The organism is Nocardiopsis ansamitocini, assembly GCF_030268225.1.
GTDB lineage: Bacteria > Actinomycetota > Actinomycetes > Streptosporangiales > Streptosporangiaceae > Nocardiopsis_D > Nocardiopsis_D ansamitocini.
The window spans coordinates 1,189,546-1,204,842 of the sequence record NZ_BSQG01000001.1; the positions used below are offsets into that span (position 1 = coordinate 1,189,546).

Genomic DNA, 15,297 nt, shown 5'->3' on the forward strand with positions numbered 1-15,297 from the left:
GGGTTTTTCTACCAATGGCCTAGACCAGTTCTGGTCATTGTGGTTGCCCAGGGATGTGCCGGACCTTTGGCACTGCGAAGATGCGGCAAATGCCGGATGGGCGGGAAGCGGTGGAGGAAACCGACGTGACGGGTCAGCGAACACTCGAAGACAGCCCCCGAGTTCCGAAGTATTACCAGGTCAAGAAGCAGCTACTCGCTCTCATCGAGACGATGCCGGCGGGGAACCCGGTGCCACCGGAGCGGGCGTTGGCCACCCAGTTCGGGACCTCTCGGACAACGGTGCGCCAGGCCCTGACCGAGATGGTGGTGGAGGGCAGGCTGCTGCGGATTCAGGGCAAGGGCACGTTCGTCGCGAAGCCAAAGGTTGCCCAGGTTTTGCAATTGACGAGCTACACCCAGGAGATGCGCTCGCACGGCCTGCACCCGGCCACCCGGATCCTGGATGTGAGTTACATCAATGCCGACGACGAGCTGGCCGAACTGTTGGCGATCCGCTCAGGTGGCCGGGTCCTGCGCATCGAACGGCTGCGGCTGGCCAACGGTGAACCGATGGCGGTGGAGACCGCCCATCTGGCTGCCCGCCGCTTCCCCGGCTTACGCCGGCAGTTGGACCGCTACGCCTCGCTCTACGAGGCGCTGGCCAGTGCCTACGACGTGCGCCTGGCCGAGGCCGAGGCCACGATCGAAACCGTGCTCGCCACCCCCAACGAGGCACGGCTGCTCGGCGTGGACGTCGGCCTCCCCTTGGTGCTGCACTGCCAGCACAGCTTCGATGCCGAGGGGCACCCCGTGGAATGGGTTCGCTCGCTGTACCGGGGTGACCGCTACAAGTTCGTCACCCGGTTGCGGCCGCCCCGGGACTAGACCGGGTGTCCTGGGTGTCCGGACCGGTCCGGACACCCAGGACGTCCGCGCCTCATGGCGTACACGATCTGTTGTGGCCGGCCGCGGGACGGTGATGCTAGTCCACCACGGCGAGCAGGTCCCCTTCCCGAACCACGTCGCCTTCGGAGACGACGAGTTGAACGAGCGTTCCCGGGTCTTCCACCAGGACGGGGATCTCCATCTTCATGGACTCCAGGATCACCACCGCGGCTCCCTCCTCAAGGACGTCTCCCTCAGCTGCGAGGACCTTCCAGACGTTGGCGACCGTCTCGGCACGGATCTCGACCATCGTGCGCCCCTCACTGTCTCCAAGAGCGTTCACCCGGCGAACGCTTTTGGAGACGTACCCGCTGACAGCCTTCACCACCGCGATGCAGGTCGGTTCAGTACTGCGGAGAGGGCATCGACCACAGAGCCGTCGTACTCGTGGTCGGTGTCCATCCGCAGCCGCTGCAGGACAGCTGCGGTCCGATCGGCGTCCTTGGACTCTCCGACCAGGTCGTCGAAGGCATTGGTGACCTTGATGATCCGGCTCCCCAGCGGAGGCGGCCCGTCATCGCCGTCGCCCGCCGAAGGCTCGCATTGGCGCCGGACCAGCTCTGCGACGCTGTCCAGGACACCGGTCTCGCGGATCACGGCGGAACCGAGTTCGGCGATACGCCGCTGTTCCCGGGGCGCGGCCAGGACGGTGGCGCCACTGGGTATGGGGTCGCGCAACGACAGTTGACCGATGTCGTGCATGAGGGCGGCGTACTCCAGTTCCAGGAGATCGGACTCACGCATACCGAGCTCGCAGCCCACCGCTTGGGAGAGCTCGCTCACCCGACGGGAATGGCCGGTCTCGACGTAACCGCCCACCTCCGTGACCCGGGAGAGCGCCCGCACAGTCTGCAGGTAGGTGAGCCGGATTTCAGCGAACCGTCGAAACGCAACCTGGGTGACCAGCAGAGGGGCGGTGAAGACCAGAAGAGCGGCCAGGCCCATCACGTAGGCCGACAGCGCCATGAGGATGCCCGATGCGCCGATCGCCATCCCGATGGGGAGCTGGGCGCGCATCTCGTCCCGCAGGGTGACCCGAAAACGCGTGTGCAGCCGATCTGCACGGATCGCGGCAGCGGCCACCGAATCCAGGGCCCAGACCATCACCACGAGTCCGGCCATCAGCCCGAGCGAGACCCACCACAGCTCGCCCTCGGGTCCGACGAAGCCGACGATGGGCCGGAAGACAAGGGCGAGGACGGAGAGGCTCAACAGCCGTCTGGCGAGGTCCCCCCAGTGCGGTGATTGACCGACCATGATGTGCGGCAGCTCGCCCAGCAGCAGGCCGACTGCGACGACGGCAATGACCTGCCAGGCCGTGTGCGAGACCGACTCCGTACCGATCGTGATCAGGAACGCGTAGGCGATGGCGGCAGCCGAGGCGATGGGGGCTACCTCGCGGTGGCCGGGGAGAGTGATCCGGGCGAGTTCGCCAAGCCCTACCAGCACGCCGAAGGCGAGAGCGACCTGCGGCTGGTCGAATCCGGTGACGAGAGTGGCCAGCAGCGTCCCCACCGCCACGAGCACGGCCAGTCCGATGATCAGCGGCCGGGTCAGGCCGATGCGGTGCGGGGGGTTGGTTCGTGCGGGTGCCGGAGCGATAGGGGCGGCCTCTGTCATGATCTGGTGGTCTCCCCCGCGACCCGTACGGATGCTGCCGGGGCTTCGGGCTCGTGGTGGGTGACGCACTCGTCCTCGTCCGGTTCGACCAGGTCGGGGACTTCCCAACCCTCACGGTCGACGGCGCGTACCAGTGCCTCGACCATCCGGGGATCGAATTGGGTTCCGGCGCAGCGACGCAGCTCGATGATCGCGTCTTCGGCGGACCAGGCGGTGCGGTAGGAGCGGGTGGAGGTCAGGCAATCGAAGACGTCCGCGACCGAGACCAACCGGGCCGCCTCGGGGATCTCCTCCCCGGCGAGGCCCATCGGGTAACCGCCGCCGTCCATACGCTCGTGGTGATGCATGATGCCGGCGAGCGCCTCGTCCAGGAAGTCGATCTCTCGAACGATCTCGTAGCCGCGCATGGGGTGCAACTGGATGGCGGCGAACTCATCCTCGGTGAGTTTCCCGGCCTTCTGCAAAATCTTGGTGGGTACGCCCAGCTTGCCGATGTCGTGCAACATTCCCGCATAGCGCATCGTCTGGACCCGCTCGGCAGACATTCCGAGCTCGTCGGCGATCATCCCGGCGGCCTTGGCCACCCGCATGCAGTGGCCGCGGGTGTAGTAGTCCTTGGTCTCCACCGCCTGGCACAGTGTGGCCAAGGTGGAATCGTGGGCCCGTTGCTGGGAGACGTACTGGTCGAAAGCCCACCGGGCGATGAACAAAGGGATCAGTACCAGGAGCACCGCAAAGGGTCCCACCGCACCCCAGATGGCAGCGATGAACAGTCCGAGCATCCCGTAACCGAGCGAGGAAAGCTCCAGTGTGGCCAGAGGACGCCACATCACCCGCCGCGGCCGTTGGATACGGACAGCGCCCAAGCACCACAGCAGGCCGGCGACGAGCAAGCTGTTGAGCAGTGAGTAGGCCAGAACCGCGACAGCGAAGGGCAGCACGATCCACGGGAAGGCGTCTTCGTCGGGGACTCCGACACCTCCGCCGAGCATCTGGAACACGTGGCCTGCGGCGTAACCGGCAAAAGCAAACTGTCCGCCGTTGAAAAGGCGCTTGACCAGGTCCTGCCGGCGAAAGATCAGGCAGGAGGCAAAGCCCACGATCGCGGCTCCGACCGGCCCCACCAGTACAACCGCGGCGAGCGACGCCGACGAACTGGGCGAGATACCGGTTTTGCCTCTGTGGACCAGGGTGCTGATCGACTCGGCGACGACGAAGAGGACCGCCAAGAGGACGAGGGTGCCGGGGTCGATGCCGTCAAAGGGCCCCAGCACCATGACGGCGGTGGCACCAAGCACAACAAGGCCGACGTACAACCGCGCAGCCACTGGCAGGGCACGCAATTCCCGCTCCTTCTCGTCCTGATGCCAGCCGTTCCGTCATAGTTTCAGAGATTGCGCCCTACCACCAGGACCAGCCGTTGACTGTGGTGATGGCAGTGACGATCACATAGAACGCGTGTGTCGCGAAGATCCAGCTCATATCTTTGCCGCCTTTCCAGCACCGACCCTGCACATTGCCCCCGGGAACGATGCCACGAATTACCCCATACGGTGGATATAGCGGCTAGCTTAACGGCAGTTGCCAGGCGCCACATTCCAGCATCCCCAACTGGAGGCCAACCACGAGAAAGGAACGTCCCAGCGCTTTCAAAATGCGGAAATACGAATCCCATTCGTAATTTCCGGAGTCACTCTCCGCAATCAGATATTTTTCCTGAAATCAGCAATACCACTGATACACAGGGCTCGATTCGGTCGAACCACAACCATCGAGAGCTGCAACTATCACTGTGAGTAGTCGCCCATAACTTTTGAGTGAAATATCGGTCTGCTTGGAGCTTGGAGACCGTCAAACTCTAATTTACCTCTACCGCCGGGCGTGTCGGGTTGCACAGGAGGACAGCGGCGCACGGCAGTCGGGGTCGAAATCCGCAACCCCACCCTTCCGACATTAGCGGCAGAATGGGACACTAAGCCATTAAAGCAGCGGCGACGGCCGGTGAACCGGTCGCCGCCGTGCTGCGAGTTCTTTTTATATCGTGCCAGAGCATGATTCGCGACAGGAACTACTCGACCCGGGTCTCCCTCAGCTCCATGTCCGCGCGCGCGGCGGCGAGCCGACCGAGGACCTTGCCACGCAGGTCCTCAGGAGCGGGGTCACATCCGCAGCACTTGGCAACGAGCTTCTTGACTGCCTCTTCGAGGCCGTATTCGCGCAGGCAGGGGCTGCACTCGTTCAGGTGTTGGCGAATATCGGCGCATCCTTCTTCGCCCAACTCGCCGTCGATGTAGTCGTAGACCTTGCCGAGTACCTCACTGCACGGCGTGGCGTGCGGTCCGTCGCAGGTCATCGCCGGTCCTTCCGAGTCGCCCCACCGGTCGCCGCAGCCATCGACGTGCGGGCGCCTGCGGCGTCGAAACCGCGCTCCCGAGCGTATTCCTGCAGCATAGAACGCAACTGGCGCCTGCCTCGGTGGAGCCGGGACATCACCGTCCCGATGGGGGTGTCCATGATCTCGGCGACTTCCTTGTAGGCAAAGCCTTCGACGTCGGCGAGGTAAACCGCGATCCTGAAGTCCTCGGGGAGCTCCTGGAGTGCGCGTTTGACGTCACTGTCGGGCAGGTGTTCCAGCGCCTCTGCCTCAGCGGACTTGAGCCCGGAGGAGGAGTGGGAAGCCGCCTGCGCGAGCTGCCAGTCCTCGACGTCCTCGGTTCCTGCCTGTTTGGGCTCCCGCTGCTTCTTGCGGTAAGAGTTGATGAAGGTGTTCGTGAGGATTCGGTACAGCCAGGCTTTGAGGTTCGTCCCTTCCTTGAACTGGTGGAACGAACCGAACGCCTTGGCGAACGTCTCCTGGACGAGGTCCTCGGCGTCGGCCGGGTTGCGCGTCATGCGCAAGGCAGCCGAGTAGAGCTGGTCCAGGAACGGCATGACATCCCGTTCGAACCGAGCCCCTCGCTCGTCGATGGTCTCCTGGCCCTGACTCAAGCCCGCCGGCCTCCTTGAACTGCGCTCCCGTGTGGCAATCGCACCAACACCATACGTCGGGAGGGAGCCGCGCCGCACACTGTCGACGGGCGGGGCGGGGGCCGGGCATTCGGCGACCAAGCCGCCGGTAGAAGCCGACATTGACCTGCCTTTGCTCTCGTTTGCGTACCGGCACCGCAGAGGGCGCCGGTGGGGTCCGGGCACCGGACCACCGAAGGTGACGTCGATGCCAACAACACCGGGACGGCAGTGATTCCTGTCCGTACCCATAGGCAGGCGGAAGGTCTCAGACGGCGTGTCCGCTGGTGGAGAAACTTTCCACCATGAGCTGTATCCGAGGCGTGCAGCGTGCAAAAGTGAGGGTAGAACTCCTAAAGTGGCGGCGCGCGGTCGGACCTCGACCTATCCGAGGGACGCCGGCCCCTCCGCGGATCATCCGCCATCGCAGGAAAGCCGGGCGCCGATGCTCGGTGACGGGAGAGGAGTGTGCGTGCGTCCGTCCTCCGGTTCCGCAGCACAGCTGGCGGTATCACCAACATCCACTGCACCCGCGGCCGACATCCCGGCCCCACGCCCTACGGCGGCGCATTTCGCCACCACCGACTCCCTGTCGGCTTACTGGCGCTTCTACTGGGCGGTAGCCGCCGCCCAACTCACACGCTGGCTTCCACGTGAACCCGGCTGCATCCTCGACCTCTCCGGTCCGGACTTTCGCAGTGCACCGCGCGCTGTTGCCGCCGGGCACGACGTCGTCACCCTGCTCCCGTCCGTTGAAACGGCCCCCCGGCGAACCCTCAAGCTGGTCAACGGTCACGCTCCCTCACCGAGACACCGTCAACCCGGGCGGCTGCGCTCGGTGGTGGGCGATTCGACCTTCCTCTCCGGATTTGCCAGCGAGGTCTTCGACGGGGTGATCGCCGACAACCGGGTCCTTTCCCAACACCTGGTCACCGAGGCGTCCCTCGCGGAGATCGCCCGCGTACTGCGTCCCGGCGGCCGCACCCTGCTGTGCGTCGACTCGGTGGTACTGGGCATGGCGTTGCTCGCCGAACAGGACTGCTGGCCCGAGCTCAGTTACGCGCCCAACGCGGACGTGCTGTTGGTTCCCTGGCCCGACGGAACCATCACCCGGTGCTTCACCGCCGAACAGCTCGCCGAACTCCTCACCGATGCCGGCCTGGAACTGGAATGGGTCAAACCGCGCACCGTGCTGTCGGCCTCCACCGTGGAGATGATGATGGACGGCGACCCCCGCGCCCTGAACCGTCTTGTCGAGATGGAACTGAAGGCGGCCAACTCCGACGACTACGTCGGGGTGCACCTGCTCGCCAGTGCGAGAAAACCCGGGTAGGAATTCGTGCCGGTTCGCCCCGCCAGGCAATGGCTGGGCGAACCGGCAGTGAGCATTTCCGGCCTCGGGCGGGTTTCGGTCAGAAAAGCGTGTCGGGTCCGGTGCTCGTCTCCGCCGTCCTGGGGGCGAGCAGGTCCGGCCCGTTGTTGCGAATGGTGTTGACTGCGTCATCGACCTCGTAGGCCGTGAGATCGGTGACCGGGGTGGCGGCCAACACCTCCTGGAGTTCGGCCTGCCCGGCATCAGCATCCAGCCACGTCTCCCAGTCGTGTTCCCCGACGACGACCGGCATCCGCTCGTGGATGCGCGCGAGTCCGGCCTCGGCCTCGGCAGTGATGACCGCGACGCTCCACAGCCAGGCCGCAGGGTCCTGTCCGGGGAGTTCGGGGTTTCGCCAGCGCTCGAAGATCCCGGCCAGGGCGAGGGGGCGGCCTCCCCCGTAGTGGACCGCGAACGGACGTTTCCCGGCCTTGGCCTTGCGTGCCTTGTGGTCGGGATCGGTGGCCGGGGAGGTGCCGGGGCGGGCCCCTCCCGGACCGTCCACCGTCAACAACTGCCACTCGTAGTAGGCGTCAGCGGGGATCAGGCAGCGACGGCGGGCGAACGCGTCGCGAAACGCCGGCTTCTCGGCGACTGTCTCGCTGCGGGCGTTGATCATCCGATAACCCACGTTGGGATCCTTGGCCCACGACGGGACCAGCCCCCAGCGCAGCGTGACCAGGTGCTGGGGCCCGAGGCGCCGTGGCCCGGCCGCGGCCGGGGGGTGGCCCAGCACGGCGTAGACGTGCTTGCCCGGCGAGATGTTGTAGTCAGGGGCCAGTTCCTCCACCGGGGGCCATGTACTGGGCCCCGTTCTCGCGGCCGTGTCCGGGGGCTCGGAGAATCCGAACGCGAGCTGGAGCTGACTGACATCACGCGAAAGCGCGTACCGACCGCACATACCGCAAGTTTAAGTCGCGGGACAAGGGCGGTTCCGACTCGCCGGCGGGGAGGTGGATGTTCGGCTCCCAGGAGGGTAGAGCGATGAGGTATGGGAGTAATACGCAACCAGGCCCGGCGCCTGCTCGCCGCACCATTTCTGCTGGACGGGTTGGCGTCGCTGCGCGACCCCGCCCCTCGTGCCAAAGAGCTCGAACCAACCGTGCACCGGCTGTCCGCCCGCTACACCTGGCTTCCCGACGATCCCGAACTCGTGGTCCGTGTCCAGGGAGCGGCCAGCGTCCTGGGCGCGACGCTGCTCATAGCGGGGAAGGCCAACCGGTCCGCCTGCGTGCTGCTGGCGGCCCAGAGCGTGCCGACCCTGCTGGCCGATCTGCGCGCGGCGCGGGGCGGAGACCCTCAGGAGCGCAGTCGGCTGCGAGCCACCGCGGTCAAGGACCTGAGCCTGTTGGGCGCACTTGTCCTGGCCGCCACCGAGCCCAAGAAGCGACCGTCTCCGCTGCGCCGGGAGACCGAGCATGCGGTCGACCGCGCTCGCCGGGGTTCGGCACGTGTGCGGGCGAAAGCGGAACGGCAGGCCCGGGCGCTCGCAGCGCGGTCGCGCTAAATCACGGGTCCGACAGGCGCGCAGTACGGGTCCGGCGCCTGTCGGACGCATGCCTCGGCCAGCATGGACCGGATCAGCAGCGTGAACAACAATTGATCCCTTTATTTAAAGGAAATCAGCAAAAACGTGCCCTGTTACGCTGACTCGGCCCCGGAAACCCGCGGAAAGGGAACCCATGGCCCAGGACGCACCGCGCTCCCAGCCGACCCGACGCGAGCGCTATCGGGCACAGACCATACGGGAAATCAAGGAGCACGCCCTCCGCCGGCTCGCCGAACTCGGCCCCGACGGGCTCTCCCTCAACGCGATCGCCCGCGCGATGGGCATCACCGGTCCCGCTCTCTACCGCTACTACGCCAGTCGCGATGCGCTCATCGAGGCACTGACCGACGACGCCTACCAGGACCTCGTCCAGACGGTGCGCACAGCGGTGGACGGCGTCCCGGCCGGCGAGGCCGGAAACCGATTACGCGTACTGATGGAGGCGTTTCGCGGTTGGGCCCTGACCCAACCGCACCGATACCTGCTCGCTTTCAAAACACCGCTGACCGGAACCGTGCCCCCTCGTGCGGCGACACGTCATGCGAACAGCGTCGTGGCGGCGATCCTGTGTGCGGTGGTCCCCCACGAGTCGGACACGCCGGCGCGGTTCGCACCGGAGGGTCCCGGGGTGTCGCTGGAACAGGAGCGACAGGAGCAGTGGTCGACCGCCGGTTCGTGTGCAGGAGTGGACGGCCCCGTGCCGGCACGTGCCCTGTTGATCTGGTCCCGGATCCACGGACTGGTCGACTTGGAGGTGACCGGCCAGTTCTCGGCGTTGGGTCTGGATCCGTCTGCGCTCTATTGCGCCGAAGCGGCTGCCCTCATCGGCGAACCGGGCTGAACCGGCCCGGCTCTCATAGTGAAAAGGGCACGCCGATCGACCGTTTCAGCAATCGGCGCCGCCGCGGACCGGCCCCACCACCGAATGGCGCTGGCGGGCCTGGCCCCGAAGAACGTGCGGGAACCGCTCAGGAACGCGCCCGGACCACCGGTTCGTGCTCGACCGGGAAGTTCACCGAGCGCGCGATGAAGCACAGCTCCCCCGCCTTGACATGCAGCGACGTAGCAGTCTCGATCATCGACTCTTCAGCGACAAGCACCTGCGGGTGCAGCGTCACCCGGGTGAACTGCCCGGAACCCCCTGGGTTGGTGACCATGACCGCGGTTGCGGAGTCGCGATAGTCCAACACGTTGACACCGGCCATCGCAGCGACCGCGAAGTAGGACAGCATGTGGCACTGGGCGAGCGCTGCGACCAGCAGTTCCTCCGGATTCCAACATGACTCGTCTCCGCGGAACGACGGGTCGGCCGATCCGAGAAGCACCGGTTTGCCCTGGGCTTCGACCTCGTGGGACCGCTCGTATCCCCTGTAGCTCGCCGTTCCCGAACCGGTGTTGCCGGTCCAGCGCACCCGCACCTCGTAGTGGTGTTCCTTGGGCCTGATCCCCACTGTTCCTCCGCTCACCGACCTGTCGGTGTCCAGCATCGCAGCAGGACACCGGTTACCGTCGTCACACCTCGCTGCCCGATAACCTTCTGTCATGCCTGAATCCGCACCGCTGCTCTGGCCCGCGCCGACCGTTTCCGGCCCCGTGGACACCACGGTCAGCCTGCCCGGTTCCAAATCCATGACCAATCGCGCGATGATCCTGGCCGCGTTGTCGGAGACTCCCAGCGTGGTGCGCCGCCCTCTGCGAAGCCGCGACACCGACCTGATGGCGGCCGCCCTGCGCGCCATGGGAGCCGACGTGACGGAAACCGGGGCCGACTGGTCGATCACCCCTGCGCATCCCACCGGGCCCGCCGTCCTGGATGTCGGGAACGCAGGCACAGTGATGCGGTTCGTTCCCCCGCTGGCGGCACTGGCGCGCGGGGACGTGGCCTTCGACGGCGACCCCCGTGCCCGGGAGCGGCCGGTCGGGCCGTTGCTGACGGCACTGCGCGCCCTCGGGGTCGACATCGACGACGGCGGGCGGGGCGCACTGCCGCTGGTCATCCACGGCCGCGGAACGGTCCCCGGCGGTGTGGTCACCCTGGACGCGTCGGGTTCGTCGCAGTTCATCTCCGCGCTGCTGCTCAGTGGTGCCCGGTTCTCGGCCGGTGTCGAGGTGCGCCACGAGGGCCCGCCGGTACCCTCGCAGCCTCACCTGGACATGACGGTGGAGATGCTGCGCGCCGCGGGCGTGTCGGTGGACACCGGCACCCCTGATGTCTGGCGGGTGTCCCCCGGGCCGATCAAGGCCGTGGAGATCGAGGTGGAGCCGGATCTGTCCAACGCGGCGCCGTTTCTGGCCGCCGCGCTGGTCACCGGCGGAACGATGACCGTACGCGACTGGCCTCGGCACACCACCCAGCCCGGTGACGCCCTGCGCACCCTCTTCACCGAGATGGGCGGCGCGGTGGAGTTCACCGACAACGGTCTGACCCTGCGCGGTACCGGGGAGATCCGCGGCATCACCGCGGACCTGCGCGAAGTCGGTGAACTGACACCGACCATCGCGGCTGTGGCCGCGCTGGCGAGCACGCCGTCGCGCATCACCGGTGTCGCTCACCTGCGCAAGCACGAGACCGACCGCATCTCCGCGCTGGTCACCGAGATCAACCGGTTGGGCGGCGACGCCGAAGAACTGCCCGACGGCCTGGTGGTCAGGCCCGGGAAACTGCACGGCGGTGTCTTCTCCTCGTACGACGACCACCGGATGGCGACCTCAGGCGCCGTGATCGGCCTGGTGGTACCGGGAGTGGAGGTCGAGGACATCGCCACCACCGGCAAAACCCTTCCCGACTTCCCGGGCCTGTGGGCGGGGATCGTCTCGTGAGAGGCGGCCGCCACCTCGACGAGGACGACATCCGGGTTCGTGCCAGGGGCGGATCGCGCCCCCGTACCCGTACCCGTCCCAAGCACGAAGACGCCGAACTGGGATTCGTGACCGCTGTGGATCGCGGCCGCTACCGGTGCCTGGTCGCGGACCGCACAGTCGTGGCGATGAAGGCGCGCGAACTCGGCAAGGGCAGCATCGTCGTGGGCGACCTGGTGGCGTTGGTGGGTGACCTGTCGGGAACGCCCGACACGCTCGCCCGGGTGGTACGGGTGGAGGAACGCGACTCGATACTGCGCCGCACCGCCGACGACACCGACCCCGTCGAGCGGGTGATCGTGGCCAACGCCGACCAGTTGGTGATTGTCGTGGCACTGGCCGACCCCGAGCCACAGCCGCGGTTCATCGATCGATGCCTGGTGGCGGCCTACGACGCTGGCCTGGAACCACTGTTGTGCCTTACCAAGTCCGACCTGGCCGAACCGGAACCGCTCGTGACGGCCTACTCCGCTCTGGGGCTGGACTGGGTCGTAACGCGGAAGGACGAGGACGTGTCCGGGTTGCGCGATCGTCTCCTCGGCCGGGTGAGTGTCATGGTCGGTTCTTCCGGGGTCGGCAAGTCCACGCTGGTCAACCTTCTGGTTCCGGAAGCCCAGCGAGCGGTGGGCCACGTCAATGCGGTGACCGGGCGAGGGCGGCACACCTCTACGTCCGCCGTGGCCCTGCCGATCGGGGCGGTGGCCAGTACCGAGGGTCTGGCCCGGCTGCGCGCCGCCCGTGGCGCGGAGGACGGGGATTCCCGGCTCGACTACGGCTGGATCATCGACACTCCGGGTGTGCGCAGTTTCGGCCTGGCGCACGTCAATCCCGACGACGTGGTGGCGGGTTTCTCCGACCTCTCCGACGCGGTGTCGGAGTGTCCGCCGGGTTGCACGCACCTGGAAGGCGGCAACTGTGCCCTGGACACCTGGCTCGGCCTGGGACGCATCGATCCCGTTCGGGTCGCCTCTCTGCGGCGGCTGCTGACCAGTCGCGAGGCCGATCCTGGCGCGGACGCGTCACCGCAACGGCAGCCCGGGGGCAACTGACCTGACCACGTAGCAACCGGCGGTCGGCACGGATCCGCGTTCGCACAGGTCAAGGAGATCAGCGACGGTGTCGGCGCAGCGTGTCCGCCGACCAGGACGGGCGGCTGGGCACCCAACCGGGCATCCTGGATGCAAGATCCGCGGCCTCATCGGTGAGCGTCGTCTTCATGCCCTCTGAGCGGGAAGGGTAGCGTTACGCGCCATGGCGGCCTTTGATGATGACCTGCGTTTTGCCCATGTCCTAGCCGACGCGGCGGACGACATCGCTCTCAAGCACTTCCGTTCGCTCGACCTGAAGGTCGAGACCAAGCCCGACCTGACCCCGGTGACCGAAGCCGACCGGTTGGTGGAGGAGACGCTGCGCAACGTGCTGTCCCGGTCGCGCCCACGGGACGCGGTGATCGGCGAAGAATACGGCAACACCGGCAACAGCTCTCGCTGCTGGGTGCTGGACCCGATCGACGGAACCAAGAACTACGTCCGCGGCGTCCCGGTCTGGGCGACGCTGATTGCCCTCCTGGAGAACGAACGGCCTGTCGTGGGCGTGGTGTCAGCCCCGGCGCTGCAACGGCGCTGGTGGGCCGCTGAGGGCAGCGGAGCATGGACGGGGCGCAGCCTGCACAAGGCGACGCGATGCACGGTGTCGAAGGTTTCCAAATTGGAGGACGCCTCGCTGTCGTTCTCCTCATTGACCGGTTGGGAGGAACAGCAGCGGCTTGACTCCTTCCTCGGGCTCACCAGGTCGGTGTGGCGGACCCGTGCCTACGGGGACTTCTGGTCGCACGTGATGGTCGCCGAGGGCGCAGTGGACATCGCCGCAGAACCGGAATTGTCCCTGTGGGACGCGGCTCCTCTGCCGATCATCCTGGAGGAGGCCGGAGGGCGGGCCACGAATCTGCGTGGAGGGCACTACTCCAGCGGCGGCCCGCTGGTATGCACCAACGGCGCGCTGCATGACGCAGTGCTGACACAGCTCAACGGCGGACCGACACCACTGCGCCTGACCTGACCGGCATTCGATGCGATCGGGGCACGAGCGTAGTAATCTGCCGCTCGTGCCTCCCCTCCCCAGCTCTCCCTCCCCCCTTGCGCGCCCTGCCCGAAACGGCCCGCTCGCTCTCGTCGCCGCGGCTGTTCTCGCGTTGTGCGGGTGTGCTGCCAGTGACAACCCCACCTCCGAGGAGCTCGCCGAGATGCTGGCTCCGGAGAGGAGTGCGTCCGCCGAGAACTCGGCGGACCCTGAGTCCGATGAGCTTCGGTTCAACCAGGAGACGATGGCGTGTGCACCGCTGAAGAACAGCGGCGCAGAGGGTGCTTGGGAGACCTCCGCGCCCCGGGTCGTGGTCAGCGGGGACTCCGCCGAACTCGGGCTGCGCAACACCGAAGGGACGGGGGAGGTCCCCGTAACGGTGAGTGTGCGCACGCCAGGTGACGAGGTGCACGAGGCCACGGCGACCGCCAGCGGCACGGACTGGGTCGACGTGGTCTACCCGACCGGGTTCGAGACCGCAACGCCCGGTCTCTCCGACGGCACGTACACGGTGGTGTGGTCACTCGACGGCGCCGACTTCCTCTCGTGTGACGGCTTCGTCGGCTGACCTGATGATCGCGGCCCCTCCACGTCGTTCGTTTCCCGCGTTCAGACCGGTGGAACACCGTGGAGGGCCTGACCACGTCCGGGCCCCGTCGCCCCCGTGCGGACACCGATCGTGCACGCCCGTCGACGTCTTCGCCCGGCTCCGTCGGCCGGCTCTGGCGAGAACCGCCGCCGTCCTTCCCGCGCTGGGGTCGTCGTCGGCATCGGTGCGCTCATCAGCGTGGTGACCGCCGGTGACGTGGACGAGCGGTTCGCCAGGTCCTATACCGAAATCGACTTCGGCCCCCGGTCACCTTCGGCGTCGAGCCGACTCAGGTTCCCGATGATCTCAAGGCGTTCGAGCCAGATCTGCGCAGGGCCGACGCCGATCACGTCTCGGTCGTGAACGACGTCGATGCGGTCCGCATCCGAGTCGACGGCCAGACCCTCGACTACCCGGCCATCCGTGTGGTGGACCCCGAGTTGGGATCGATCCGCAAGACGGAAGCCGTCCGAGGGGCGCTGGTTCGGTACAGGGGCCAACAGCCTCCGGCACCGGTTCTGGTGGTCGACCAGACGCCGGCCGGGCAAATGGGCGCCGCCGACGCGCGCAACGGCAGGCCCCGGCACGGGAACGCGTAAGGGCCGGTCTCCCTTAGGAGACCGGCCCTTACCGCTTTGGTAGCGGGGACAGGATTTGAACCTGCGACCTCTGGGTTATGAGCCCAGCGAGCTACCGAACTGCTCCACCCCGCGTCGGTGTGATCACTACGTTAGAGGTGGTTACTACAAAGCACAAATCAAACCCGCCACAACGCTTTGACCTGCACCTCAAGCACCACCACACCGAGCCACCGCAACGGCGGACCCCGGCACGGGAACGCGTAAGGGCCGGCCTCCCTTAGGAGACCGGCCCTTACCGCTTTGGTAGCGGGGACAGGATTTGAACCTGCGACCTCTGGGTTATGAGCCCAGCGAGCTACCGAACTGCTCCACCCCGCGTCGGTGTGATCACTACGTTAGAGGTGGTTACTACAAAGCACAAATCAAACCCGCCACAACGCTTTGACCTGCACCTCAAGCACCACCACACCGAGCCACCGCAACGGCGGACCCCGGCACGGGAACGCGTAAGGGCCGGCCTCCCTTGGAAGACCGGCCCTCACCGCTTTGGTAGCGGGGACAGGATTTGAACCTGCGACCTCTGGGTTATGAGCCCAGCGAGCTACCGAACTGCTCCACCCCGCGTCGGTATGCCTTCACAGTAGCGCGACCTGGGGGGAACACCAAATCGTTTACTGAGGGGGGCGGGAAACCCCGCCCCCCTCAGGTCGTACCGC

Annotated in this window: 16 protein-coding genes and 3 tRNA genes; 9 read left to right on the forward strand and 10 right to left on the reverse strand. The window is 66.8% G+C overall.

Going from position 1 to position 15,297, the window contains the following annotated elements; translation table 11 throughout:
• Window positions 1–125 precede the first annotated feature (125 nt).
• Window positions 126–866, forward strand: coding sequence for a GntR family transcriptional regulator (locus QSJ59_RS05330; protein WP_285757549.1), 741 nt, complete (start codon window positions 126–128; stop codon window positions 864–866).
• 97 nt (window positions 867–963) lie between these two features.
• Here the strand turns inward: QSJ59_RS05330 and QSJ59_RS05335 are convergent, their stop codons facing one another.
• From QSJ59_RS05335 to QSJ59_RS05355, 5 genes are all read right to left on the reverse strand, one after another.
• Window positions 964–1,176, reverse strand: a complete 213-nt coding sequence (locus QSJ59_RS05335) for a biotin/lipoyl-binding carrier protein (protein WP_285757919.1) — start codon at window positions 1,174–1,176, stop codon at window positions 964–966.
• Between the two features lie 71 nt (window positions 1,177–1,247).
• Entirely contained in the window at window positions 1,248–2,546 is a 1,299-nt protein-coding gene (locus tag QSJ59_RS05340) for an HD-GYP domain-containing protein (RefSeq protein ID WP_285757550.1), read from the reverse strand.
• On the reverse strand, window positions 2,543–3,823 hold the full coding sequence (locus QSJ59_RS05345; protein ID WP_349497184.1) for an HD-GYP domain-containing protein: 1,281 nt from the start codon (window positions 3,821–3,823) through the stop codon (window positions 2,543–2,545). The genes QSJ59_RS05340 and QSJ59_RS05345 overlap by 4 nt, the downstream gene beginning before the upstream one ends.
• A 791-nt stretch (window positions 3,824–4,614) precedes the next feature.
• Window positions 4,615–4,899: a mycothiol system anti-sigma-R factor gene (gene rsrA / locus QSJ59_RS05350; RefSeq protein WP_285757552.1), complete on the reverse strand. Its 285-nt coding sequence runs from the start codon at window positions 4,897–4,899 to the stop codon at window positions 4,615–4,617.
• Window positions 4,896–5,534 (reverse strand): sigma-70 family RNA polymerase sigma factor, encoded by a 639-nt coding sequence (locus QSJ59_RS05355; protein WP_285757553.1) that lies wholly within the window; start codon window positions 5,532–5,534, stop codon window positions 4,896–4,898. The genes rsrA and QSJ59_RS05355 overlap by 4 nt, the downstream gene beginning before the upstream one ends.
• A 520-nt stretch (window positions 5,535–6,054) precedes the next feature.
• Between QSJ59_RS05355 and QSJ59_RS05360 the strand changes: the two genes are divergently transcribed.
• Window positions 6,055–6,885, forward strand: a complete 831-nt coding sequence (locus QSJ59_RS05360; protein ID WP_285757920.1) for a methyltransferase domain-containing protein — start codon at window positions 6,055–6,057, stop codon at window positions 6,883–6,885.
• A 79-nt stretch (window positions 6,886–6,964) separates the two neighbouring features.
• Here QSJ59_RS05360 and QSJ59_RS05365 read toward each other — a convergent pair whose 3' ends face one another.
• On the reverse strand, window positions 6,965–7,825 hold the full coding sequence (locus tag QSJ59_RS05365) for an SOS response-associated peptidase (protein ID WP_285757554.1): 861 nt from the start codon (window positions 7,823–7,825) through the stop codon (window positions 6,965–6,967).
• 90 nt (window positions 7,826–7,915) lie between these two features.
• Here QSJ59_RS05365 and QSJ59_RS05370 point away from each other — a divergent pair, with 90 nt between their 5' ends.
• Window positions 7,916–8,431: a DoxX family membrane protein gene (locus tag QSJ59_RS05370; RefSeq protein ID WP_285757555.1), complete on the forward strand. Its 516-nt coding sequence runs from the start codon at window positions 7,916–7,918 to the stop codon at window positions 8,429–8,431.
• Between the two features lie 175 nt (window positions 8,432–8,606).
• Window positions 8,607–9,314, forward strand: coding sequence for a TetR/AcrR family transcriptional regulator (locus tag QSJ59_RS05375; RefSeq protein WP_285757556.1), 708 nt, complete (start codon window positions 8,607–8,609; stop codon window positions 9,312–9,314).
• A gap of 127 nt (window positions 9,315–9,441) precedes the next feature.
• On the opposite strand, the gene QSJ59_RS05380 is transcribed toward QSJ59_RS05375, so the two are convergent.
• Window positions 9,442–9,960, reverse strand: coding sequence for an OsmC family protein (locus tag QSJ59_RS05380; RefSeq protein ID WP_285757557.1), 519 nt, complete (start codon window positions 9,958–9,960; stop codon window positions 9,442–9,444).
• Between the two features lie 55 nt (window positions 9,961–10,015).
• On the opposite strand from QSJ59_RS05380, the gene aroA reads away from it, so the two are divergent.
• From aroA to QSJ59_RS05405, 5 genes are all read left to right on the forward strand, one after another.
• Window positions 10,016–11,293: a 3-phosphoshikimate 1-carboxyvinyltransferase gene (aroA, locus tag QSJ59_RS05385; RefSeq protein WP_285757558.1), complete on the forward strand. Its 1,278-nt coding sequence runs from the start codon at window positions 10,016–10,018 to the stop codon at window positions 11,291–11,293.
• The gene (gene rsgA / locus QSJ59_RS05390) at window positions 11,290–12,381 is read left to right on the forward strand and encodes a ribosome small subunit-dependent GTPase A (protein WP_285757559.1); all 1,092 of its coding nucleotides are present in this window, start codon (window positions 11,290–11,292) and stop codon (window positions 12,379–12,381) included. The genes aroA and rsgA overlap by 4 nt, the downstream gene beginning before the upstream one ends.
• A 202-nt stretch (window positions 12,382–12,583) precedes the next feature.
• Entirely contained in the window at window positions 12,584–13,390 is an 807-nt protein-coding gene (hisN, locus tag QSJ59_RS05395) for a histidinol-phosphatase (protein ID WP_285757560.1), read from the forward strand.
• 46 nt (window positions 13,391–13,436) lie between these two features.
• Window positions 13,437–13,979 (forward strand): hypothetical protein, encoded by a 543-nt coding sequence (locus tag QSJ59_RS05400; RefSeq protein ID WP_285757561.1) that lies wholly within the window; start codon window positions 13,437–13,439, stop codon window positions 13,977–13,979.
• Window positions 13,980–14,359: 380 nt separating this feature from the next.
• Complete coding sequence (locus QSJ59_RS05405) at window positions 14,360–14,599, forward strand: hypothetical protein (RefSeq protein WP_285757562.1); 240 nt, start codon at window positions 14,360–14,362, stop codon at window positions 14,597–14,599.
• A 37-nt stretch (window positions 14,600–14,636) separates the two neighbouring features.
• Here the strand turns inward: QSJ59_RS05405 and QSJ59_RS05410 are convergent.
• The 3 genes from QSJ59_RS05410 to QSJ59_RS05420 all read right to left on the reverse strand — a co-directional run bounded on the left by QSJ59_RS05410 (window position 14,637) and on the right by QSJ59_RS05420 (window position 15,205).
• Window positions 14,637–14,713, reverse strand: a tRNA-Met gene (locus tag QSJ59_RS05410).
• 169 nt (window positions 14,714–14,882) lie between these two features.
• Window positions 14,883–14,959: transfer RNA gene (locus QSJ59_RS05415), tRNA-Met, on the reverse strand.
• Between the two features lie 169 nt (window positions 14,960–15,128).
• A tRNA-Met gene (locus QSJ59_RS05420) sits at window positions 15,129–15,205 on the reverse strand.
• Window positions 15,206–15,297 lie beyond the last annotated feature (92 nt).

Bases quoted from the DNA above. Each gene is read 5' to 3' on its own strand.
- QSJ59_RS05335 (WP_285757919.1), bottom strand. From the start codon at position 1,176: ATGGTCGAGATCCGTGCCGAGACGGTCGCCAACGTCTGGAAGGTCCTC.
- QSJ59_RS05340 (WP_285757550.1), bottom strand. From the start codon at position 2,546: ATGACAGAGGCCGCCCCTATCGCTCCGGCACCCGCACGAACCAACCCC.
- QSJ59_RS05345 (WP_349497184.1), bottom strand. From the start codon at position 3,823: ATGGTGCTGGGGCCCTTTGACGGCATCGACCCCGGCACCCTCGTCCTC.
- rsrA (WP_285757552.1), bottom strand. From the start codon at position 4,899: ATGACCTGCGACGGACCGCACGCCACGCCGTGCAGTGAGGTACTCGGC.
- QSJ59_RS05365 (WP_285757554.1), bottom strand. From the start codon at position 7,825: ATGTGCGGTCGGTACGCGCTTTCGCGTGATGTCAGTCAGCTCCAGCTC.
- QSJ59_RS05370 (WP_285757555.1), top strand. From the start codon at position 7,916: ATGGGAGTAATACGCAACCAGGCCCGGCGCCTGCTCGCCGCACCATTT.
- QSJ59_RS05375 (WP_285757556.1), top strand. From the start codon at position 8,607: ATGGCCCAGGACGCACCGCGCTCCCAGCCGACCCGACGCGAGCGCTAT.
- QSJ59_RS05380 (WP_285757557.1), bottom strand. From the start codon at position 9,960: ATGCTGGACACCGACAGGTCGGTGAGCGGAGGAACAGTGGGGATCAGG.
- aroA (WP_285757558.1), top strand. From the start codon at position 10,016: ATGCCTGAATCCGCACCGCTGCTCTGGCCCGCGCCGACCGTTTCCGGC.
- hisN (WP_285757560.1), top strand. From the start codon at position 12,584: ATGGCGGCCTTTGATGATGACCTGCGTTTTGCCCATGTCCTAGCCGAC.